This is a genomic window from Jiella endophytica, assembly GCF_004519335.1.
Classification (GTDB): domain Bacteria; phylum Pseudomonadota; class Alphaproteobacteria; order Rhizobiales; family Rhizobiaceae; genus Jiella; species Jiella endophytica.
Window position 1 is genome coordinate 214,026 of sequence record NZ_SOZD01000003.1, and the last position, 21,071, is coordinate 235,096.

At 67.3% G+C, this 21,071-nt stretch carries 19 protein-coding genes and 1 other RNA gene; 6 read left to right on the forward strand and 14 right to left on the reverse strand.

The window, feature by feature from the left end:
* The first annotated feature begins 358 nt into the window (after nucleotides 1-358).
* Nucleotides 359-1,732 (forward strand): TrkH family potassium uptake protein, encoded by a 1,374-nt coding sequence (locus E3C22_RS10935; RefSeq protein ID WP_134762060.1) that lies wholly within the window; start codon nucleotides 359-361, stop codon nucleotides 1,730-1,732.
* A gap of 67 nt (nucleotides 1,733-1,799) precedes the next feature.
* On the opposite strand, the gene E3C22_RS10940 is transcribed toward E3C22_RS10935, so the two are convergent.
* The 7 genes from E3C22_RS10940 to E3C22_RS10970 all read right to left on the reverse strand — a co-directional run bounded on the left by E3C22_RS10940 (nucleotide 1,800) and on the right by E3C22_RS10970 (nucleotide 8,748).
* Nucleotides 1,800-3,593 carry a Do family serine endopeptidase gene (locus E3C22_RS10940; protein ID WP_134762061.1) on the reverse strand — a complete coding sequence of 598 codons (1,794 nt, stop codon included), beginning with the start codon at nucleotides 3,591-3,593 and terminating at the stop codon, nucleotides 1,800-1,802.
* A 196-nt stretch (nucleotides 3,594-3,789) separates the two neighbouring features.
* Nucleotides 3,790-3,975 (reverse strand): DUF2065 domain-containing protein, encoded by a 186-nt coding sequence (locus tag E3C22_RS10945; RefSeq protein ID WP_134762062.1) that lies wholly within the window; start codon nucleotides 3,973-3,975, stop codon nucleotides 3,790-3,792.
* A gap of 9 nt (nucleotides 3,976-3,984) precedes the next feature.
* On the reverse strand, nucleotides 3,985-5,187 hold the full coding sequence (gene hflC / locus E3C22_RS10950; protein ID WP_134762063.1) for a protease modulator HflC: 1,203 nt from the start codon (nucleotides 5,185-5,187) through the stop codon (nucleotides 3,985-3,987).
* Entirely contained in the window at nucleotides 5,187-6,323 is a 1,137-nt protein-coding gene (gene hflK / locus E3C22_RS10955) for an FtsH protease activity modulator HflK (protein WP_134762064.1), read from the reverse strand. Before hflK ends, hflC begins: the two co-directional genes overlap by 1 nt.
* Before the next feature lie 178 nt (nucleotides 6,324-6,501).
* Nucleotides 6,502-7,068: a dihydrofolate reductase gene (locus E3C22_RS10960; RefSeq protein WP_134762065.1), complete on the reverse strand. Its 567-nt coding sequence runs from the start codon at nucleotides 7,066-7,068 to the stop codon at nucleotides 6,502-6,504.
* Entirely contained in the window at nucleotides 7,061-7,924 is an 864-nt protein-coding gene (locus E3C22_RS10965) for a nucleotide-binding protein (RefSeq protein WP_167591735.1), read from the reverse strand. The genes E3C22_RS10960 and E3C22_RS10965 overlap by 8 nt, the downstream gene beginning before the upstream one ends.
* Nucleotides 7,925-7,953: 29 nt before the next feature.
* A complete protein-coding gene (locus tag E3C22_RS10970; RefSeq protein ID WP_134762067.1) occupies nucleotides 7,954-8,748 on the reverse strand; it encodes a thymidylate synthase in 795 nt (264 codons plus the stop codon).
* Between the two features lie 273 nt (nucleotides 8,749-9,021).
* On the opposite strand from E3C22_RS10970, the gene ssrA reads away from it, so the two are divergent.
* The 4 genes from ssrA (at nucleotide 9,022) to E3C22_RS10990 (ending at nucleotide 10,556) form a co-directional block, all read left to right on the forward strand.
* Nucleotides 9,022-9,388: a transfer-messenger RNA gene (ssrA, locus tag E3C22_RS10975) on the forward strand.
* A 65-nt stretch (nucleotides 9,389-9,453) separates the two neighbouring features.
* The gene (locus E3C22_RS10980) at nucleotides 9,454-10,017 is read left to right on the forward strand and encodes an SspB family protein (RefSeq protein WP_134762068.1); all 564 of its coding nucleotides are present in this window, start codon (nucleotides 9,454-9,456) and stop codon (nucleotides 10,015-10,017) included.
* A 12-nt stretch (nucleotides 10,018-10,029) separates the two neighbouring features.
* On the forward strand, nucleotides 10,030-10,302 hold the full coding sequence (locus E3C22_RS10985; RefSeq protein WP_134762069.1) for a DUF4169 family protein: 273 nt from the start codon (nucleotides 10,030-10,032) through the stop codon (nucleotides 10,300-10,302).
* The gene (locus tag E3C22_RS10990) at nucleotides 10,299-10,556 is read left to right on the forward strand and encodes a ribbon-helix-helix domain-containing protein (RefSeq protein ID WP_425364970.1); all 258 of its coding nucleotides are present in this window, start codon (nucleotides 10,299-10,301) and stop codon (nucleotides 10,554-10,556) included. Before E3C22_RS10985 ends, E3C22_RS10990 begins: the two co-directional genes overlap by 4 nt.
* A gap of 96 nt (nucleotides 10,557-10,652) precedes the next feature.
* On the opposite strand, the gene E3C22_RS10995 is transcribed toward E3C22_RS10990, so the two are convergent.
* Both E3C22_RS10995 and E3C22_RS11000 read right to left on the reverse strand, forming a co-directional pair.
* Entirely contained in the window at nucleotides 10,653-14,528 is a 3,876-nt protein-coding gene (locus tag E3C22_RS10995; protein ID WP_280987701.1) for an AsmA family protein, read from the reverse strand.
* Nucleotides 14,529-14,743: 215 nt separating this feature from the next.
* The gene (locus E3C22_RS11000; protein WP_134762071.1) at nucleotides 14,744-16,156 is read right to left on the reverse strand and encodes an FAD-binding oxidoreductase; all 1,413 of its coding nucleotides are present in this window, start codon (nucleotides 16,154-16,156) and stop codon (nucleotides 14,744-14,746) included.
* 247 nt (nucleotides 16,157-16,403) lie between these two features.
* Between E3C22_RS11000 and E3C22_RS11005 the strand changes: the two genes are divergently transcribed.
* Nucleotides 16,404-16,892, forward strand: coding sequence for a thioesterase family protein (locus tag E3C22_RS11005; protein ID WP_134762072.1), 489 nt, complete (start codon nucleotides 16,404-16,406; stop codon nucleotides 16,890-16,892).
* Between the two features lie 38 nt (nucleotides 16,893-16,930).
* Here the strand turns inward: E3C22_RS11005 and E3C22_RS11010 are convergent, their stop codons facing one another.
* The 5 genes from E3C22_RS11010 to E3C22_RS11030 form a co-directional block, all read right to left on the reverse strand.
* Nucleotides 16,931-17,656 (reverse strand): amino acid ABC transporter ATP-binding protein, encoded by a 726-nt coding sequence (locus tag E3C22_RS11010; protein ID WP_134762073.1) that lies wholly within the window; start codon nucleotides 17,654-17,656, stop codon nucleotides 16,931-16,933.
* Entirely contained in the window at nucleotides 17,634-18,293 is a 660-nt protein-coding gene (locus tag E3C22_RS11015; RefSeq protein ID WP_134762074.1) for an amino acid ABC transporter permease, read from the reverse strand. Before E3C22_RS11015 ends, E3C22_RS11010 begins: the two co-directional genes overlap by 23 nt.
* On the reverse strand, nucleotides 18,290-18,961 hold the full coding sequence (locus tag E3C22_RS11020) for an amino acid ABC transporter permease (protein ID WP_134762075.1): 672 nt from the start codon (nucleotides 18,959-18,961) through the stop codon (nucleotides 18,290-18,292). Before E3C22_RS11020 ends, E3C22_RS11015 begins: the two co-directional genes overlap by 4 nt.
* Nucleotides 18,962-19,034: 73 nt before the next feature.
* Complete coding sequence (locus E3C22_RS11025) at nucleotides 19,035-19,832, reverse strand: transporter substrate-binding domain-containing protein (protein WP_206026941.1); 798 nt, start codon at nucleotides 19,830-19,832, stop codon at nucleotides 19,035-19,037.
* Nucleotides 19,833-20,048: 216 nt separating this feature from the next.
* The gene (locus E3C22_RS11030) at nucleotides 20,049-20,969 is read right to left on the reverse strand and encodes a mechanosensitive ion channel family protein (RefSeq protein ID WP_245514921.1); all 921 of its coding nucleotides are present in this window, start codon (nucleotides 20,967-20,969) and stop codon (nucleotides 20,049-20,051) included.
* Nucleotides 20,970-21,071: the final 102 nt, after the last annotated feature.

Genomic DNA, 21,071 nt, shown 5'->3' on the forward strand with positions numbered 1-21,071 from the left:
CTCGAAGGCGGGCTGGCCCGCGACAGCGTCGGCCCGAAAATCGAAAGCGATTTTCTGAAAAGCACGATGCGGTGATTCAATAAGTTGGAGCGTCCTATGCGGCGTCCATTCGGGCGCACGGCGCTCTCGCGGACGCGAGGCCATCGGCCTGCAACGGCCGGGCTCCCTTCGCCCGGCCGAGTCTTTTTCGCCGCGGCCGCGCCCGCCGCAATGGTCGAGCCTTGCCGCCCCCCTATGATTGCGACCATGCGTCCGGCAGGTGCGGAACCGGCGCGTCGCCACACCGCCCGTGCCCGTTTGCCGCAAGGCTCCGGGGGCGGGCGTTCGACGTCATGCTCGCTGCCGGAAACGCCTGCCCATGGATCTCCAGAAATCGCTTCAGTCGCTCAAGATCGCCGTCGGCGTCGAGAAGTCGCCGGCGGAGGTCTCCCGCGAGCGGGCGGGGCCGGCGAAGCTGCTGCTTCTCGGCTATCTCTCCTACATCGTCGCCGGCTGGGTCGGGCTCTCCTTCGGCTTTGCCCAGGCAAAGCCGCTGTCGGCGCTCGACACGCTGTTCACCGCCGTCTCGGCGGTCTCGACCACCGGACTTTCCACCATCGACACCGGCACGAGTTACACGTTCGCCGGGCAGATCGTCGTGCTCCTGCTGATCCAGTTCGGCGGCATCGGCTATATGACCGGCAGTTCCTTCCTGTTTCTGTCGCTGCGCGACCATCTCAGCGAAACCCAGGAGAAGACGGCGAAAACCGCCTACTCCCTGCCGGATTCGATCACCCCGGCGCTGTTCATCCGCTCGGTCATCCTGTTCACCTTCGCCTGCGAGGCAGTCGGGGCGGCGGTGCTCTATCCGATCCTCGAGACCGGCGGCGAGACGCGGCCGCTGTTCAGCGCCATCTTCCATTCGGTCTCGGCCTTCTGCACCGCCGGCTTCAGCCTCAGGTCGGACAGTTTCGCGCCCTATGTCGCCGACGTGCCGCTCAACCTGACGCTCTCGGCGCTCAGCATCATCGGCGCCATGGGCTTCATCGTCGTCACCGACATCGTCAGAAGGATCGCCGGCAAGGCTCGCCATTTCGCCTTCGCCACCAAGGTCATCGCACGGATGACGGCACTGCTCCTCGTGGTCGGGACACTGCTGATCTTCCTTGCAGAGCCGTCGATCGCCGGCATGCCGGCCTGGGAGCGGCTGCAAGCGGCGTTCTTCCAGGCGATGAGCGCCTCGACGACGGTCGGCTTCAACACCATCGACATCGGCAGCGTCTCGCGGGCGACGATCGTCGTCCTGTTGTTCCTGATGTTCGTCGGCGCCTCGCCCGCCGGCACCGGCGGCGGCCTCAAGACGACGTCCTTCGCGGCGCTGATCGGGCTGGTCCGCTCGACGCTGAAGGGACGGAATTCGGTGCGCTTCTTCAAGCGCGAGGTGCCACCGGCGCAGCTTCAGGCGGCGACCACCTCGCTCGCTTGCTATTGCGGTGCGCTGGCCGTCGCGGTGTTCCTGCTCGGCCTGTCCGAGCCGGCAGCAGCCTTCGACAAGCTGGTGTTCGAAGCGGTCTCGGCGATCGGCACCGTCGGCCTGTCGATGGGCCTGACGAGCGAGCTCAGCGTCATCGGCAAGCTGGTGATCATCGCCCTGATGATCGTCGGCCGTCTCGGCGTCCTCACCTTCGGGCTCGCCACGGCGATCCCCGACGAGAGCCCGGACGAGGAGGCCGACAACGACCTCGCCGTCTGACGCCGAAGCGACCGGCACGACATGAGGCGGCGCAGGTCTCGGCGCGGTGCAGTCAGGGCGCGACGGCTCAGTCGATCGGCACCACGACGAAGCGCACGTCGCCATTCGTCGCGGTGAGCAGCAGCAGCGCGTTGCGGCGGCCCTCGTCCTTCAGCTTGGCGATCTTATCCTTCACCTCGGCAGCGCTCGAGACCGTCTCCTGGGCGACCTCGGTGATCGTCATGCCGACCTCGACGCCCTTTTCCGCCGCAGGGGAATTCGCCTTCACCGCGGTCACCACCGCGCCGGCGACGTCGTCCGGCAGGTCGAACTTCTTGCGCGCCGCATCGTCGATGTCGGACAGCGACATGCCGAGCGCCTCGACGCCCTCGCTCGACTTGTCTGCGGCATCCGGCTGCGGCTTCGGGCCGTCCTCGGTCTCGGCCATCAGCTTTTCGCCGTCCTCGAGCCGCCCGAGAGTGATCTCGACCGTCGAGGGCTTGGCAGGCGCCGAAACCTGCTCCTTGCGCAGGATGCCGATCCGAACCTTCTTGCCGACCTTGGTCTCGGCGACCATGCGCGGCAGGTCGTTGGAACCCTCGACCTTGCGGCCGTCGAAGGAGACGATGACGTCGCCGACCTTCAGCGTGCCGTTGTCGGACGGGCCGCCCGGCACGATGCCCATGACGACGGCGCCCTGATGCTGGTCGATGCCGAGGCCCTTGGCGATGTCCTCGTTGAGCGCCTGCAGCCTGATGCCGAGCCAGCCGCGGCGGGTCTCGCCATATTCGCGCAGCTGGTCGATGACGTTGACCGCGAGGTTCGACGGGATCGAGAAGCCGATGCCGATCGAGCCGCCGGTCGGCGAGATGATCGCGGTGTTGATGCCGACGACATTGCCGAACATGTCGAACAGCGGGCCGCCGGAATTGCCGCGATTGATCGCCGCATCGGTCTGGATGAAGTTGTCGTAGGGGCCGGCATTGATGTTGCGGCCCCTGGCCGAGACGATGCCGATCGACACCGAGCCGCCAAGGCCGAAGGGATTGCCGATCGCCATCACCCAGTCGCCGATCCGCAGATCCTCCGAATCGCCGAAGTTGACGAAGGGTAGCGGCTTGTCCGCATCGACCTTGAGCAATGCGAGGTCGGTCTTGGAGTCCTTGCCGAGCAGCTCGGCATCGAGCTGGTCGCCATTCGGGAAGTTCACGGTGATGGTGTCGGCGTCGCCGATGACGTGGTTGTTGGTGACGATCAGGCCGGAGGGGTCGATGACGAAGCCGGAGCCGAGCGACTGGACGCTGCGCTCGCCGGGGCCGTCCTTCTCGCGCAGGAGATCGTCGAAGAAATCCTGCAGCGGCGAGCCTTCCGGCGCCTTCAGCGGCGGAACGCCGCGGCCGGGCTGCTCCACCCCTTGCGACGTCGAGACGTTGACAACGGCATCGAGCAGCCGGTCGGCGAGATCGGCGACGGAGGTCGGGCCGTAGCGCGTCGGCCGCGAGGCGGTGGCGGCGGGCGCCTGGGTTTTCGTCGTCGCGCCGCCCTCGGTCGGCGGCACCGGCAGCGCCGGCACCTTCTGTTCCGAGGTGGCCGGCGCGTCCGGCTGGGCCGGAGCGGCAGGCGCGGCGTTCTGGGCGTTTTCGGCAGCGCCTGGCGTCCCGGCCCCGGGGGCCTGGGCGGCAGGTGCCTGGGTGTCGGGCACCGGGATGTCGGGCTGCTGCGCGTCGGGCGCCTGAATTTCCGGCACAAGGGCCTCGGGCGCCTCTGCCTTCGGCGCCTCGCCGCCGGTCGTCTGGGCGGCGGCACCACCCAAGGGCGCGCTGCCGGCCAGAAGGGCGATCAGCAGGACGGGAAATAGGGTCTCAACGCGCTTCGCTGTCATTGCAGGTCCTTGAGGGTCTGGCGTCGATCGCCTCGGGGTGACGAGTCGCGCGGCAATGGCAGGAGCGGAGCGGAGAATTCCGACTTAATCAAGGGGATCACCGGCAGTTGGTGAAATGGTGATCGCTCCGCCGCCCCGCCGGTGGCGCTTGCCGGCCGCCCCGAGCGGCATTCCCGCGCCCGGCGACGGACAAGGCCTACATCCGCGCCAGCCAGACGATCGCAAGGCCGAGGCAGACGGCGGCCAGACCGCCAAAGCGCAGCCTGTCGGGCGGCGCGGCGATGGCCGCTTGCGCGAGCCGCTTGGCGAGCAGCGGAAACAGGCAGTAGACGACGCCCTCGATCACCAGAAGCAGACCGAGGGCATCGAAGAAGTCCATCATCAGCGCGGCCTACCGGACCGTCGTCGCGGCGCCCGGCAGGGCATCGGCGCTGTCGGCGGTCGAGGGTGCCCCCGGCTGCTGCGCCGGCGCGGCCTGGCCGGCGGTGTTGGCCGCCGGCGCCGCCTCGGCGTTCGAGGCCTGCCCGTCGCTCTGCGAAGACGCATTGCCGGAAGCCGCGCCGGACGCCTCGCCTCCGAACGGCTGCGTCGCGGCCGCGGAGCCGTTGGCGCCGCCGGCATTGCCGGGTGTCTCGCCGGCGTCACTCGACTGATCCGACGGCGGTGCGGCGCCTTCGGGCGCTGCCGGTGCGCCCTCTCCTTCGCCGGAAATGCCCTGCCCGCCCTCGCGCTTGAAGTAGCGGAAGAACTCCGAATCCGGCGACAGCACCATGGTCGCGCCGGTGTTTTCCAGCGCCGTGCGATAGGCCTGCATCGAGCGGTAGAAGTCGAAGAACTCCGGATCGGCCTTGTAGGCCTCCGCGAAGACCTTGCTTCGCTCGGCGTCGCCCTGACCCTTGATGATCTCGGAGTCCTTGCGGGCGGTCGCCACCGTCTCGGTGACCTCGCGGTCGGCGGCGGCGCGGATCTCGCGGGCGGCCACCTGGCCGCGGGCGCGCAGCCGCTCGGCCTCGGCGAGACGCTCGGCCTTCATCCGCTCGTAGGTCTGCTGCGAGACCTCCTGGGTGAGGTCGGTGCGGCGGATCCTGACGTCGTCGATGGTGACGCCGAGGCTGGCGGCGTCGGGGCGGATCTCGTCGCGCACCTGCCGCATCATCTCGGTGCGCTCGTTGGAGAGCGCCGCCTCGAAGCCGCGCAGGCCGTAGACCCGGCGAAGCGCCGCGTCGAGACGGGTGCGCAGCCGCTGCTCGGCCTGGACGATCGAGCCAGACACCGTCTGGCGGAATTTCGCCGCGTCGGAGATGTTGTAGACCAGGAAGGCGTCGACCTCGTAGAACTTGCCGCCCGAAACCTGGACGCGTATGTTGTCGAGGTCGAAGCGCAGGAGCCGGTCCGGCAGCATCTGGACGTTGTCCGCCCCCGCGAAGGAGAAGGGCAGCTTGAAGTAGAGGCCCGGCTCGTCGATCACCCGTCGGATCTCGCCGAAGCGCAGGACGATCGCCTGTTCCTTCTCGTTGACGACGAAGACGGCATTCCAGAGCAGGAGAACGGCGACGGCCAGTCCGATCAGGAAGGCATAGAAGCGATTGGCCATCAGTTGTTCGCTCCCTGGCTGGCTTTGCCGCTCTGGCCGGCGGGCCGATTGCGGGTGAGCTCGTTGAGCGGCAGGTAAGGCACGACCCCCGGCCCGTTGCCGTTGGCGTTCTGCTCGAGGATCACCTTGTCGGAATCGCGCAGCACGCCCTCCATGGTCTCCAGGAACAGCCGCTTGCGGGTGACGTCCGGCGCCTTCTGGTACTCGTCGAGAACCGAGGTGAAGCGCTGGGCCTCACCTTCCGCCCCTTGCACGACGCGGCTCTTGTAGGCGCTCGCGTCCTCGCGGATCTGCGCCGCCTCGCCGCGCGCCTGGCCGAGCTGCTGGTTGCGGTAGCGGTTGGCCTCCTCGACGAAGCGATCCTCGTCCTGCTCGGCGCGCTGCACCTCGTCGAAGGCATCGGCGACCTGCGAAGGGGGCGCCGCGTCCTCGATCGAGATGGCGTTGATGCGCACGCCGGCGCCGTATTCGTTGAGCGTGTCCTGGGTGATCTTGCGGACTTCCTCGGCAATGCCCGCACGGTCGTCGCGGAAGACGTCCTGCACCGGCCGGCGGCCGACCACCTCGCGCATGGCGCTTTCGGAAACCTGCTGCACCATCGACACCGGGTCGTCGACGTTGAAGAGGAAATGCGTCGGATCATCGACCTGGTAGAGAACCGCGAACTGCACGTCGACGATGTTCTGGTCGCCCGAGAGCATCAACCCCGAGCTGTCGCCCCGCTGGCTGGAGCCGAGGGTGATCTGGCTCTCGACAACGGGAACCGTGTCGACCGTCTCGAATGGCCAGAACATGAAGTGCAGGCCGGGTTCGGACAATTCGGTCTTCGGCTTGCCGAAGAGCATCTCGACGCCGACCTCGTCCGGCTGGACGGTATAGACGCACTTGAACATCCAGAGCACGGCGCCGACGATCAGCACCAGGAACACCCAGCCAAAGGCCGCCGTCCCACCGCTGCCGCCACCGCCCGGCATCGCCCGGCGCAGCCGATCCTGGCCGCGGCGCAGGATGTCTTCCAGATCCGGCGAATTCCCCCCGCCGCCCGAAGGCCGTGGCCCCTGCGGACGCTGGCCCCATGGGCCGCCGCTTCCGCCGCCTTTCCAGCCCCCGTTGCCGGTCTGATTGCTCCAGGGCATCGATGTCCTTTCAAAATACCGGGAAATCGCGGGCCGATCCCATCGCGCCCCGCGTGTGGCACGTCTCAGCCCTTATAAGAACTGGAAAATTGGCTTTCAACGCATCCGCGACCTTTTCGCCCGTCGCTTTGTCACCGTGGTTGCGAAGCGATGACCGGCCGCGAGCCGCAAAAGCGGCTCAGCCGCGGGAAGCGATGCGCCGATAGACGGCAAAACCGGTGGCTGCACTGTCGCGCTCTTTCTGCACCGACCTTTCCCGCGAGACCTCCTCGAAAACGGCGGGATCGATCACCGGGAACCGCGCATCGCCGTCGGGCGCTTCCATGACCTCGGTGACATAGAGCCTCTCCAGCCGGTCGAAGAACAGCTCGTAGATCTCGCCGCCGCCGGCGATCACGATTTCGCCCGCATTGCGTGAGGCGGCGCAGACCGACGCGATGGAGAGCGCCTCATCGGGCGTTCCGGCAAGGCGCGCGCCTTCGAAGGGCACTTCGCCGGAGCGCGTCAGGACGATGGTGTCGCGGCCGTCGAGCAACCGGCCGATCGACTGCAGCGTCTTGCGACCCATGATCATCGGCTTGCCCATGGTCAGCCGGCGATAGCGTTTGAGATCGCTCGGGATCGACCAGGGCATGTCGCCGTCGCGACCGATCACCCGGTTTTCGCCCATGGCGACGACCGCGACGAGCCTGACCTCCGGCGGACGGACATTCCTTTCCCGCTCGGCAACAAAGGCCTCAGACATGTCTGTTGCTCCACCGCGACGCGACGATTCCGATCTGAGGAAGAGGATCCCAAGCATCTGCAGGATCGATCTGTCCGGCAGGAAGCCAAGTCGTGTAGATGTAGCTCCAGAAGGACGTCAACGCTTCCCCAAACTGTCGTCGAGCTCCCTCTTCGTCCACGACGCCGGAAAGAACTGCATCGGACAGGCTCTCGAAGAACGCGTATACAGTCTTGAGTGCCGGGCGTCGGGCCTCGAAGTCTGGATCCCGGGGATCGGCGGGAATCGATCGAACCATCGACCGCGCGTCTTCCACGGCGTTCGAAGTCCATAACTTCTCATAGAAAGCAAGATCTCGGCCTCGAGCATCGCCGGACTGCACCTTGGCGTCCACTGGCGCCTGAGGGCGCCGCAGCCCCATCTCGCGAAACATGCGACGCAATTGATTGCAGGCCGCACCGACGCCTGCAAGCAAATTGCGGTCTGACCGGTCAGCATTATAAGTCAGTGGCACGAGTCCCAGCAAATCCGTTGGAAGCCGCAGGCTCTTCACATGGCGAGGCAGCAGAAAACTACATCTTCTGCGGCCCAACGCGCCGCAGAAAAGACCGAACTCGAACACGACGTTATCTCTGACGGCGGAGAATCGACCCGCCCGTATTTCCAGCGTATCGTCGGGGGAGAATATGAAGCTGGCAAAATCGAACGTGTTAGCCGTGGCCTCCAACTCACACATCGTTGTTTCGTTGGGCTTGAAGATGCCCTGCGGCCAGACTGTCACTTCTGCATCGAAGTCGAGAGATTCCTGAACCGCGTACGCAATATCCAGCCCCTCTGTTGAAGATCCGATGAAAAGACGTGCTGCCGGTCCGGACAATGATGGACTCCGCTTAGTTTGCGTAACGGCTACTTCGATACAGTTGCCGGTATGTGCGGATGCGCCTCGTAGCCTTCGATGGCGATGTCCTCGAAACGGAAGGCGAAAAGGTCGTCGATCTCAGGGTTGAGCCGCAGCTTCGGCAGGGCCAGCGGCTCGCGGGTCAGCTGCAGCCGGGCCTGGTCGAGATGGTCGTTGTAGAGATGGGTGTCGCCGAGGGTGTGGACGAAGTCGCCAGGGGCAAGGCCGGTCACCTGCGCCACCATCGCGGTCAACAGCGCATAGGAGGCGATGTTGAACGGCACGCCCAGAAACACGTCGGCCGAGCGCTGATAGAGCTGGCAGGAGAGCCGGCCGTCGGCAACGTAGAACTGAAACAGGCAATGGCAGGGCGGCAGCGCCATCTCGTCGACCAGCGCCGGATTCCACGCCGAGACGATGAGCCGGCGCGAATCCGGCGTCTGGCGGATCGCCTCGACGACCTTGGCGATCTGATCGATATGGCCGCCGTGATAGTCCGGCCAGGAGCGCCACTGCGCGCCGTAGACCGGGCCGAGATCGCCGTTCTCGTCGGCCCACTCGTCCCAGATCCGGACGCCGTTTTCCTTCAGATAGGCGATGTTGGTATCGCCCTTGAGAAACCACAGGAGCTCGTGGACGATCGAGCGGATATGCAGCTTCTTCGTCGTCAGGAGCGGAAAGCCCTCGGCGAGATCGAAGCGCATCTGATGGCCGAACAGCGAGCGTGTGCCGGTGCCGGTGCGGTCGCTCTTGGCGACGCCCTCGGCGAGCACGCGGTCGAGAAGGTCGAGATACTGCCGCATCGTCTTCCCCGGCTAACAAGTGGCGATCACCGCGTCTGGCGGCCGCGGACCCTTCGAATGGCGAAACGCCGGCCGAATGTCGACAGCGGCCGATCGAATCCCCAGATATTTGACCGGAAGGTGAGCCGCGGGTCGGGCTGGGAGATCGGCATGATGCGCACCTTGCCGCAACCCCAGAGGGCGAAGCCGGCTCGTCGCCTTGCGGCGACGCGGCAACCGTCGCCGCGGGACTTCGCCTCTATTTTCACCACAAATGCCCTGCGCTGCGCCATCACCCTTTTCACGCGGCTGCAACATCCTTATATTCGAGGCGTCGGGCATTCGTCCGACTATGGCGATAAACGTTCGTTGGAATAAGCCTTTCGGACCCGGGGGCGGTACCCGGCGCCTCCACCACATGCCACGACGCCCAGCGGCGGTCCTGGCATGTGGCGGGGGCGAAATAGGATCGACGAGGGTGTAAAGATCGAATTTTCGCTCGGAATGGTACCGCCGTTATCGGGCCGTAAAAATAGTTGCCAACGACAACTATGCGGAAGCTCGTCTCGCTGCGTAAGCAGCGCGAACGCTTCAATTCAAGTCCTGGGGGTTCGCACTTCTAGGCGGGGCTCGGAGGCGCCTGGCAACAGAAGCCTCCACTTTCATGTGTACCGATGGTATGTCCGCTAGCGCGGGATGGTGAGTGAGGGGGATCGGAACGCCGGAATGGGCCAGGATCTTATTCGATACGATGTTCTCGCGCAGGAGGCGCTTCGCGGCGTCATCCGCAAGGTTCTGAGCGAGGTCGCCAAGACCGGCCTGCCGGGCGAGCATCATTTCTTCATCACCTTCCTGACCTCGGCGCCGGGCGTGAGGATCTCCTCGCGGCTGCGCGAGAAATATCCCGAGCTGATGACCATCGTCATCCAGCACCAGTTCTGGGACCTGCAGGTCACCGAGGCCAACTTCGAGGTCGGGCTGTCCTTCTCCGACATCCCCGAACGGTTGCTGGTGCCATTCGCCGCCATTCGCGGCTTCTACGATCCGGCGGTGAATTTCGAACTGGAATTCGACGTCCAGAGCGCGACGGCGGCAAACAGCCAGCCGGACACCGACGAGCCTGCCCCGGCACCGACCCCGCTGCCCAAGCCCGCGAGTTCCTCCGGCCGCAAGGCGGGCAAGGGCAAGGAGCCGGCCAAGGTCGACGGCGAGGAAGCCGACGAGGTTGCCGAGGCCGAGCGCAAGGACGCCGAGGTCGTGTCGCTCGACGCCTTCCGCAAGAAGACCTGAGCCTCTTCGCCGATGGGCGACGTCGTCAATCTCCGCCGGTTCCGCAAGCAGCGTCTGCGCGACGAGAGGGAGCGCAGCGCCGGCGAAAACCGGGCGCGCAGCGGTCGCAGCAAGGCCGAGAGGACAGCCGAGCGGATCGAGACGGAACGGGCGAAGGCTCTGCTCGACGGTGCGCTGGTCGGCCAGCAGGACGCCGGCGGGGCCGGCCCCCGCGAGAACGAGCCTGAAGCAACACGATCGGCCGGCAACGACACCGAGACGCCCGGCAAGCCGCGGCAGTCGTGACCATCCTGAAACGCTCCGTCTCGATCAGCGGCCATCCGACTTCGATCAGCGTCGAGGAGCGGTTCTGGCAGTGCCTGCGCGCCATTGCCGAGCGCGACGGCCTTCCCATCGCCCGGCTGATCGCCCGCATCGACGCCGACCGCGAGCCGGGCGGCAACCTCTCCTCGGCGATCCGTCTCTTTGTCCTGGAAGACGCTCTGGCACGCCGTGCCGAAGCGCCGGCTGGCGCGGGCGACACTGACGCCTCGACCTGAACAGCCCTCCGCCCTGCCTTTTTCGCGCTCTTCGTCTCCGTCGAAGTTTCGCAACTCGCGGAGGTCGTCAGTCGGGCCGGAGAACGCCCGACAAGGTCAGAAATCCAGCGGGTTGTTGACGCCGGGCAGCGACTGGAAGCCGGGATCAGGCCTGTCGCCGGCGCTCGGCACCGGCCGGTCGAAGGTGAGCGCCGCGGGTGGCCCGCCGGGTTTTTGGGCCGTCGGCGGCTTCGGCGGCGTCTCGCGCCGCCTGGCGGCTGCCGCCGCGGCGGCATCGCGCCGGGCGGCTTCTTCCTCCGCCGCCTTGTCGCGGGCGGCCTGCGCCTCGGCCGCCTTCTGCCGGGCCTGTTCTTCCTCGATCGCCTTTGCCTGTTCTTCCGCCGCCCGTCGCCGGGCTTCGGCCTCCTCGGCGCGTTTTGCGGCGACGTCCTCGCGCCAGCGATAGAACCGCCCTTCCCGGCGCAGCCTGAGCTTTTCCTCGAGACTTTCCTGCATCGCCTCGACGCGCGCCTGCTCGCGCTCGAGCGCCCGCACCGACAGGTAGTTGGTGAGCGCCGCGGTATCGAGGCCAAGCTTCGGCGCAGCGAGCGTGCCGGAAAGGCCGTAATTCACTGTCGGCTCGGCGCCCTCGACCCGTTCGAGGCCGGGATCGATCGACAGCGTCATGTCGCCGCCGAGGGCGAGATCGGCAAGGTCGAGACTGGCATCGACCGTCAGTGTCGTGTCGCCGCCGGGGATCTCCACCGGCGAGAGCTTCAGCGTCCCGCCGGTGACGGTGAATTCGCTCGTCGCCTTGGCAATGTCGAAGGCGCGGTCGGCGCCGAGCGATGCGAAGGTCGCCGCCGTCTCGGCCTGCGGCTTGAAGTCCGGCTTGTCGGCCGCGGCGAGCAGCGGCGTCAGCACGGCCTCCGGCACGCCGGGGATCCTGGCATTGACGACGGTGATGTCGCCGGCGCCGGAGAGCGCCTGAATCAGCGCCTGATAGGACTGGCCGCTGGCGTCGAGCCGGATCGCGCCGTCGAGCCGCGCCGGCCCTTCGCCGCCGGACAGCGCCGGGAAGAGGGCCGAGAGATCGAGACCCTCGGCAAAGGCGGCCAGCGAAAATCCGGCGAGGCCGTCGGTGTTACGCATCACCAGGCTGCCGGCGATCTCGGCATCGTGGGTCCGTGCCCTGAGATTGGCGAGCGACGCGGAGGTCGGCGACAGGTCGAGACTGGCCGAAGCATCCGACAGTGAAAGGCCTCCGGCAAGATCCAGCCGGTCGGCTTCGAGGGCGATCTTGGCGTTCAGCGGCGGCAGGAGGGCCGGCGTGAAGGCGTCGCGCGACCACGTCACCTCCCCGGCCGGCCCGAGCAGCGGGCGGCCATAGGCAAGATTGGCGAGCCAGGGCAGCGACAGCTGCGACAGCTTCACCTCGCCGCCGAGCGTCTGGCCTGCCGGCTTGTCGAGATCGGCCGCGACGTCGATGCCGGCGATCTTGCCATTGACCCCGGCGATCTGCCAGGCGCCATCCTGAAAGACCACGCCGCCATTGACGGCAACCGGGACGGCGTCGAAGGACTGGCCGAGATCGATGGCGAGGCTGCGCAGCCAAGGGGCGACGTCCTCGCTGTTCACATAGACGGAGAATTCCGCGCCGGTGACGCCTTCGGGCGCCACGTCGACGCTGCCGTCGAGGCTGATCTCGCTGCCAGGGGCGCGCATCGTCGCGCTGGTCACCGCAGGGCCGGTCTCGGCGGTCGAGACCGAGAGCTCGACCTCCAGCGGCGAAGGCGGCGCAAGATCGACCGAGGCGATGCCGAGTTGGCCGAGCAGCACTGTCGGCCGGTCGTTCTCGAGCCGCAGGTCGAGGCCGAACCGACCGCTCTCCGCCGCGGCATAGATGCCGTTCTCGACCGCGGTGCTGAGGTCGATCTTGGTCCCGTCGGCGGTGCCGTCGAGCCGCACCAGAAGCGTCGGCTTCTTGCCGGCCGCGCCCTCGACCGCCTCCACCTCGCCGGAGAGCTTCAGCGGCGCGAGCTTACCCGCGCGCGGCGCGAGCACCTCTATCAGCGGAATGCCAGGACGGACCCGTTCGAGGAAGGCGAAGAAGCGCTGCGGTTCCTTTGAATCGAGCTCGACGTCGAGCTTGCCCTTGGCGTCGCCGCCGGAAAGATCGGTGAGGTTGCCCGAGGCGGTGAGCCGCGCCCCGGCGAGCCCCTCGACGTCGAGATGATCCACCTTCAGGGAATCGCCGTCGAAGCCGAGATCGGCATCGACCTTGCCGGCCGTCGCGCCGGCATAGGTCACCGGTCCGGCCTCAAGCGCGAGGTCAAAGCGCTCGGCATCGGCGATCGAGCGGTCGTGCCCGGTGAACAGCCGCGACAATGCCAGCACGGCGTCGAGATCCACCCGGCCGCCGGTCAGTTTTGCGGTCATGGTGGTGGAGCCGCCCTCCTCCTGCCGGGCGATGCGGCCGGTGATGGTGTCGCCGCCGACATCGACCTCGAGGTCGTCGAACACCTGGCGTGTGGCGGTCAAGGTCGTCTTTGCCGAAAAGCCGGCGCGGGGCAGCGTCCGGACGGCGGGATCGACGCTGCCGGTCAGCCAGTCGGAAAAGCCCGATGGCTGCTGCGAGGCGACGAGGAGATCGCCGGCGAAGGTGAAGCCCTCGTCGACACCGAGATCGCCCGACGCCTCGAGCCGAGTGCGGCCCGGCACTTCGGCGGCGAAACTGTCGAGCTTCCAGCCGGCCGGCCGAGGCTCGGCGACGAAGGCAACGTCGCGGATCGTCGTGTCGCCGGCGGTGACCACCGGCAGGGAGATCTGCAGCTGGCCGTCGATGGTCGGCCGAGGCACTTCGGACAGGACGAGGCGCATGGTCTCGACGCGCCTCGCGAGGCTCTGCTGCGGCGCCTCGGCGTCCTCGTCGCCCGTCTCCTCTTCCGGCGTTGCGGCAGGCTGCCCGGCGGTCTCGCCGCCGCCGAGGGCGTCGACATTCACCTGCTCGCCTTCGAGCTTCAGGGAAAATCGGGTCGCGTCGCCATAGTCGAGATTGCCGCTGCCGGTGAGGACATAGGGCTGCGGGCCGCCGCCTGCCTCGACCCTAAGATCGGTGACGTCGGCCTTTTCCGCCGAAAGGACGATGGCACCGGTCGCCCGGATCGGCGGGACGGCGGGTCCCGCCGGTGCCGCCTGCTTCTCCTCGCCGTCGAGGGTCTCGAAGGGGCTCGCCCCCTCCGCAGTCTCCGCCTGTTTCGGCGCCGGGCGCACGAGGCTGAGGCTGCCGGAAAACTGCGGCACGTCGCCGGTCGCCGTCGCCCGTCCGTCGAGGACGATCTCGCCGTCGAGGTCGCGGTTGCTGGCGGTGACGCGCAGCGGCATCGAGCCGTCATCCTGGGGGATACCGGCCGACAGGTCGAAGTCGACCGCCTTGCCGTCGACATTGAACGAGCCGCTGCCGTCGACCGGGCCGGCGAGCGAGCCGGCCGAAAGGGTGGCGTTGAGGTCGAGGAGGGTCTGGGTGCGGCCGCGCGCCTCGTCCTCGATGATCACCGTGCCGTCGTTGATCGCGACGTTCTGCAGAACGACCCTCGCCCCGGTCGGGATCTTCGGATCGTCGACCACCCAGCGGACGCTGTGGTCCTTGCGCAGCGGCAGCCGGACCGTCGGCCGGTCGAGGGTCATCGAATAGATGTAGATCTCGCCGGAGAGATAGGGCGCGAGTTCCGCGTCCATGCGGAACCGGCCGACGCTCATCAGCGACGAGCCGTCGTCGTCCTCGACCTCGACGTCGTTGAAGGTGACGGAGGGAAACGGCAGGAGCCGCGCCGCGGCGTCGCCCTTGACGATCACCTTGCGGCCGAGAATGTTCGACGCCTCGCGCTCGAAATCGGCGCGATAGGCGGTCCAGTCGATGAAATAAGGCGCCACCAGCGCCGCCAGGAGCGCCAGCACGAGCAGTCCACCGACGAGGACGAACGCTCTGACCAGCTTCTTGTCTCCCTCTACTTCAACGCATCGTCCGGCGAAGCTACGACGGCAATCCCGCTTCGGCCTTGCGGCTCCCCCGAACCGCCGGCCCGATCCGCGACCGGCGGACCGCCACGAAGCCTGCCGCCCGTCACATGACGGTCATCCCGCGGCGGCCCGGCCCCCCTGCAGGATAGGCCAGAACAGACCCGGAATGTCGAGGGGCAAATATTGCATCACAGCACGAAGATCTTGCCGGGGTTGAGGATCCCTTTCGGATCGAGCGCCCGCTTGATGGTGCGCATGAAATCGACGGTGTCGCCGAGTTCCGCCTCGAGATAGCCGCGCTTGCCCTGTCCGACGCCGTGCTCGCCGGTGCAGGTGCCGTCCATCTCGACCGCGCGCCGGGCGAGCCGCGCCATGAAGCCCTCGGCCGCATCGATCTCGCGGGCGTCCTCCATGTCGAGAAGCAGCGTGACGTGGAAGTTGCCGTCGCCGACATGGCCGATGATCGGGCCGATGAGGCCGTTCTCGTCGAGATCGGCCTGGGTCTCGCCGATGCAGTCGGCCAGCCGCGAGACCGGCACGCAGACGTCGGTGGCGATCGCCCGGCAGCCGGGCCTCAGCGCGATCGACGCCCAGTACATGTCGTGGCGGGCCTTCCACAGCCGCGAGCGCTCCTCCGGCCGCGACGAGGTCTCCAGCGGGCCGCCGGCATTTTCCGCGGCGAGCATGCCGAACATCTCGGCCTGTTCGGCGACCGAGGACGGCGAGCCGTGGAACTCGACGAAGAGCGAGGGCTGCGGCTTCATGTCGAGCCCGGCATAGGCGTTGGCCGCCTGCATCGACTGGGCGTCGAGAAGCTCGATCCGCGCGACGGGAATGCCGGTCTGCACCGTCTGGATCACCGTGTTGACGGCATCGCGCACCCTGGCGAAGGGGCAGACGCCGGAGAGCACCGCCTCGGGGATGCCGTAGAGCCTGAGGTTGAGCTTTGTGATGATGCCGAGCGTGCCTTCGGAGCCGACCAGGAGTCGCGTCATGTCGTAGCCGGCGGAGGTCTTCTTCGCCCGGCGGGCGGTGCGGATGATCCGCCCGTCGGCCATCACCGCGGTCAGCGAGACGACGTTGTCGCGCATCGTGCCGTATCGGACCGCATTGGTGCCGGAGGCCCGGGTCGCCGCCATGCCGCCGAGGCTGGCATTGGCGCCGGGGTCGATCGGGAAGAACAGGCCGGTGTCGCGCAGATGGGCGTTCAGCGACTCGCGGGTCACGCCCGGCTCGACGACGCAGTCGAGATCCTCGGCATTGACGGCGAGCACCCTGTCCATGCGCGACAGATCGAGGGAGATGCCGCCCTGGGGCGCGTTGATGTGGCCCTCCAGCGAGGAGCCGACGCCGAAGGGGACGATGGGCGTCCCGGTCTCGCCGCAGATCCCGACGATGCGCTGCACCTCCGCTTCCGATTCGGCGAAGACCACCGCGTCCGGCGCCTGGTTGGGAATGTAGGTGGTCGTGTGGGCATGGGCTCTGCGCACGTCCTCGCCGGTGACGACGCGCTCGCCGAAGGCGTCCTTCAGTCCGGCGACGGCGGCCGGAATGCCGGGCCGGCGCGCCGGGGTCTCGGCCAGAATGTCTCGCAGCGCCATGAAAGCTCTCCTCTTGCCTGTGGCAGCCCGCAGCGACGGCCGCGCCGCCGCCACCATGCCCACCGCCGATCAGGGTAATCAATGCCTTGCCGAGGTGGCCGCGCGGCATCGTTCCTGCCGGTCTGCCACAATGCGCCGGCAAGGAGAAGCCCGGCGGCCCGGCCTCGGCCCGAAAGGGTGAACAGCGCGGTTGACTTTGCCCTCATGCAACGCGAACTGGAGGCCTCGAAGCGACGCAAGGCCCGCCATGACCGAGCCCTTCCCAACGCCGTTCCGCTCACAGGAACTCGCCGTCGAGCCGGCCTGGATCGACTATAACGGCCATCTGAACCTTGCCTATTATCACGTACTCTTCGACCGCGGCATGGACGAGATCTTCGACGCCATCGGCCTTGGCGAGCGCTACCGGGAGCGCACCGGCTTCACCACCTACACGGCGGAGGCCCATGTGCGCTATCTGAGGGAAGTGCCGCCGGGCTCGCGGGTGATCGTCTCCTCGCAGATCGTCGGCCTCGACGAAAAGCGGCTGCATCTCTTCATGGAGATGCATCACACCGAGGGTTGGCTGGCGGCGACGCTGGAGGATCTGACGCTGTCGGTCGACCAGCGCGGCGAGAAGCCGAAGGTCGCGCCCTTCCCGCCGGAGACCTTCGCCAGCGTCCATGCCGCCGCGAAGGCGCATGCGGACATGCCGCGGCCGGCCGATCTCTGCCGGGCGATCCGCCCGCTCGGCTGAGCCGGCCGCCGACCTCCGCGCGCAGTTTGCCCGTAACGTCAGTTCACGCCGAGGAACTGCCGCAGCTCCGGCGTCTTCGGCGCACCGAACACCTCCGCAGGCGGGCCGATCTCGTGCACCCGGCCGAGATGCATGAAGACGACGCGCGAGCAGACCTCGCGGGCGAAGTTCATCTCGTGGGTGACGGTGATCAGCGTCATGCCGTCCTCGGCGAGGCGGCGCACGACCTGCAGCACCTCGGCGACGAGTTCGGGATCGAGCGCCGAGGTGATCTCGTCGCAGAGCAGCGCCGCCGGCTTCATCGCGAGGGCGCGGGCGATGGCGACGCGCTGCTGCTGGCCGCCGGAGAGTTCGTCCGGAAGCGCGTCGAAGCGGTGGGCGAGACCGACCTTGTCGAGCATCTCCTCGGCGATCTTCCGCGCCTCGGCCTTCGGCGTCTTCTTGACCACCGTCTGAGCCAGCATGACGTTCCGACCGGCCGACAGATGCGGAAACAGATTGAACTGCTGGAAGATCATCCCGACCTTCTGGCGAAGGTCCCGCAGCTGCTTTTCCTCGCTCGAGAGCTGGACGCCGCCGACGAGGATCGATCCGGAATCGATCGTCTCAAGCCCGTTGATACAGCGCAGCAGCGTCGATTTGCCCGAGCCGCTCTTGCCAATGATGGCGATCACCTCGCCCTTGGCGATGTCGAGGTCGATGCCTTTCAGCACCTCGTTCTCGCCGAAACGCTTGTGAACGTCAGTAATGGCTATGAGAGACATTCAGCTTTCTTTCGAGGGCCTGGCTGGTCAAGGACAGCGGCCAGCAAAGCGCGAAATAGAACAGCGCGACGAGGCCGTAGACGGTGAAGGGCTGGAAGGTCGCGTTGGTGACGATGGTGCCGGCCTTGGTCAGTTCGACGAAGCCGATGATGGATGTCAGCGCCGTGCCCTTCACCACCTGCACCGAAAAGCCGACGGTGGGCGGCACGGCGATCTTCAGCGCCTGGGGCAGGATGACGTGGCGCATCTGTTCGAACCGGCTCATGCCGAGGCTTGCCGAAGCCTCCCACTGGCCCCTGGCGATCGCCTCGACGCAGCCGCGCCAGATCTCGCCGAGGAACGCCGCCGCCCAGAGGATCAGCGCGATGCCTGCCGCAAGCCACGCCGGCACCGAGACGCCGAACAGGCCGAAGCCGAAAAAGGCGAGAAACAGCTGCATCAGCAGCGGCGTCCCCTGGAAAAGCTCGATATAGAGCTTCGCCGCCACCCGCAGCGCACGAGGCCTGGCGATCCTGGCAAACAGGATCAGGAGGCCGACGAGGCCGCCGCCGACGAAGGAGACCAGCGACAGAAGCACCGTCCAGCGCAAGGCGAGCAGCAGGTTCCGGGCGATGTCCCACAGCGTGAAGTCGGTCATCGCGAGGACCGCCGCGGGAAGATCAGGACGCCGAGGCCGGCCATCGCCTGGCGCAGGACGATCGCCAGAACGAGATAGATCAGCGTCGAGACGAAATAGGCCTCGAAGGCGCGGAAGGTCCGGGACTGGATGAAGTTCGCCGCATAGGTCAGGTCCTCGGCGGCGATCTGCGAGACCACCGCCGAGCCGAGCATGACGATCACCAGCTGCGAGGAGAGCGCCGGCCAGATCCGCTGCAGCGATGGCACCAGCACGACGTGGCGGAAGGTCTCGAGCCTGGTCATGGCGAGGGAAACGCCGGCCTCGAACTGGCCCTTCGGAGTCGCCTGGATGCCGGCGCGGATGATCTCACAGGCATAGGCGCCGAGATTGACCACCATTGCGATGTTGGCCGCCTCGAGTTCCCCCAGCCGGACGCCGAGGGCCGGCAGGCCGAAGAAGATGAAGAACAGCTGGACGAGGAAGGGCGTGTTGCGGATCAGCTCGACATAGGCGCCGACGACGAAGCGCAGCGGCGCCGCGCCGTACAGCTTCACGAAGGCGCAGAGGATGCCGAGGAGAATGCCGACGACGCCGCCGACGAAGGTCAGCTCCAGCGTGATCAGGATGCCCTTGACGATGACCGGCCAGTACTGGGCGATCCAGTCGAAGTTGAAGGTGTAGGTCACGTCCGGGCCAAGGCTCGCTGCGATGGTCGAAGGCGCGGCCGGCGCCCTCTAGCGCCGGCCGCCATTGCGCCGATCAGATGTCTTCCGGCAGCTTCACGCCGAGCCACTTCTCGCTGATTGCGTCGAGCGAGCCGTCCTTTTTGGCCTCGGCGACGATCGCGTTGACCTTCTCCATCAGCTTCGGCTCGTTCTTGGACATGCCGACATAGCAGGGGGAGTTCTTGATCAGGAACAGCGGCTCGGGCTTGCGCGGCGGGTTCTTGGCGAGGATCGCCGCGGCGACGACGTTGCCGGTGGCGACGACGTCGACCTGGTCGGACAGGAAGGCCGAGATGGTGCCGTTGTTGTCCTCGTAGCGCTTCAGCGTCGCGTCGGAGGGAGCGATCTTGCTGAGTTCCAGATCCTCGACCGAGCCGCGCGTCACGCCGACGGTCTTGCCCGACAGGTCCTCGGGCTTCGACACGCCGCTGTCCTTCGGCCCGAAGACGCCGTTGTAGAAGGGCGCATAGGCATCGGAGAAGTCGATGACCGCCTCGCGCTCGGCATTCTTGCCGAGGCTGGAGATGACGAGATCGACCTTGTCGGTCTGGAGATACGGAATGCGGTTGGCGCTCGTCACCGGGACGAGTTCGAGCTTCACGCCGATCTTGTCGGCGATCAGCTTGGCCATGTCGATGTCGTAGCCCTGGGGCGTCATGTCGGTGCCGACGCTGCCGAAGGGCGGGAAATCCTGCGGCACCGCGACCCGCAGCGTGCCGCGCTGTTCCACGGCGTCGAGCCCGGCCGCGGCGGCATGTTGCCCTGCGAGGGCGGTTGCGGCGACGAGTGCGATGCCCGCGAGACGGGCAATGAAGTGGCGGCGGTTCATCATGATCCTTTCAGGCTTCGCGTGGCGCCCGACTGCCGGCGCCGATCGCCCAGCAGCAAACGCCATGCCAGTTGTCCCGAAAGATGCGGCGAGGTCCGTGCAGCCACTGCCGGCGAGCGCTCGCCGGCGCCCGTTCCGGTGCAGAACGGTCAATTCCGCAGCGGATGACCTGCCCGCAATTGCGACAGGATGAGCATTGTTTGCTCACTGCTTCATCGGTCAGGCGGCCTTCGAGGCCTCGCGGCGGTCCTTGCCGGGCGGCGTCTCGCGCAGCTGGCGGGCAAGCTCCGACAGCATCGCCTCGGCAGGGCGCGCCGGCGCCTTCTCGGCGCCGATGCCGAGATCGTCGAGGACCGAACAGACGATCGCCTGTTCGCAGAGCCGGACATCCTTGGCGAGGCAGTAGATCATCACGTGGAACTGCAGCTTGCCGAGGTCGCTGGTCCCGACGCTGACTTCGGTTTCCGGCCCGGCGGTGTCGAAGCCGGCCTTGCGGGCGGCGAACTGGTGGAAGCGGGCGGCAAGCTCCCGGTCCGGCGCCAGCGTCGCCTCGGCGGCGGTCTCGATCGCCTCGATCACCCGGCGCGGCGCCCGCGGCTGTTCAAGCGTGAGGGTGAAGCGGTGCGGCGCGTAGTGGCGCGGCTGCGCCTCGACACGGACGACGCCGGTGAGAAGCACCGAATTCGGCAGCATCACCGTGCGTCCGGTCGCGACCGAGCCGAGGCCGTGGGACGGCAGCTCGACGATGGTCGTCGAGAACAGCCCGTGGTCGATCACCTCGCCATGGATGCCGCAGAGCTCGATGCGGTCGCCCACCTTGAAGAGATGGCCGCCGAAGCGGAGCATCGCGCCGGCTGCGCACATGATCAGCTCCTTGGTCGCGACCACCAGGGCGACGAGGACGGCGGTCAGCGACAGGAGCATGTCCTGGATCTCGGACAGCCAGATGACCAGGAGCCCGACGGCGAGCACGACGTTGCAGATCGCGCGGATCTTGAACTTGTGGCGCCGCGCCGTCAGCGGATCGGCGCGGCGCGCGATCACCGCCTCGCCGATCATCCGGCAGAGAAACAGCGCGGCGATCAGCGCCAGAGTGACGGTAATGTTGTCAGCGATCTTCGAGGGAATGAAGAATGGCAACGGCAAGAGCTCCCGGCTCCGCCGCCGGGCCCGATCAAAGGCGCTTTGCGGCAGACTGGCCTGGCAAGGTCGATCTGAACGTCCCCGCATATGACGCCGACA

Excerpts from the sequence above, each read along its gene's own strand:
- E3C22_RS10985 (WP_134762069.1), top strand. The coding sequence starts at position 10,030 with ATGGGCGACGTCGTCAATCTCCGCCGGTTCCGCAAGCAGCGTCTGCGC.
- E3C22_RS10980 (WP_134762068.1), top strand. The coding sequence starts at position 9,454 with ATGGGCCAGGATCTTATTCGATACGATGTTCTCGCGCAGGAGGCGCTT.
- E3C22_RS10970 (WP_134762067.1), bottom strand. The coding sequence starts at position 8,748 with ATGCGGCAGTATCTCGACCTTCTCGACCGCGTGCTCGCCGAGGGCGTC.
- E3C22_RS10940 (WP_134762061.1), bottom strand. The coding sequence starts at position 3,593 with ATGACAGCGAAGCGCGTTGAGACCCTATTTCCCGTCCTGCTGATCGCC.
- E3C22_RS11025 (WP_206026941.1), bottom strand. The coding sequence starts at position 19,832 with ATGATGAACCGCCGCCACTTCATTGCCCGTCTCGCGGGCATCGCACTC.
- E3C22_RS11010 (WP_134762073.1), bottom strand. The coding sequence starts at position 17,656 with ATGTCTCTCATAGCCATTACTGACGTTCACAAGCGTTTCGGCGAGAAC.
- E3C22_RS10960 (WP_134762065.1), bottom strand. The coding sequence starts at position 7,068 with ATGTCTGAGGCCTTTGTTGCCGAGCGGGAAAGGAATGTCCGTCCGCCG.
- E3C22_RS10935 (WP_134762060.1), top strand. The coding sequence starts at position 359 with ATGGATCTCCAGAAATCGCTTCAGTCGCTCAAGATCGCCGTCGGCGTC.
- hflC (WP_134762063.1), bottom strand. The coding sequence starts at position 5,187 with ATGGCCAATCGCTTCTATGCCTTCCTGATCGGACTGGCCGTCGCCGTT.
- E3C22_RS10945 (WP_134762062.1), bottom strand. The coding sequence starts at position 3,975 with ATGATGGACTTCTTCGATGCCCTCGGTCTGCTTCTGGTGATCGAGGGC.
- E3C22_RS11015 (WP_134762074.1), bottom strand. The coding sequence starts at position 18,293 with ATGACCGACTTCACGCTGTGGGACATCGCCCGGAACCTGCTGCTCGCC.
- E3C22_RS11000 (WP_134762071.1), bottom strand. The coding sequence starts at position 16,156 with ATGGCGCTGCGAGACATTCTGGCCGAGACCCCGGCGCGCCGGCCCGGC.
- hflK (WP_134762064.1), bottom strand. The coding sequence starts at position 6,323 with ATGCCCTGGAGCAATCAGACCGGCAACGGGGGCTGGAAAGGCGGCGGA.
- E3C22_RS11005 (WP_134762072.1), top strand. The coding sequence starts at position 16,404 with ATGACCGAGCCCTTCCCAACGCCGTTCCGCTCACAGGAACTCGCCGTC.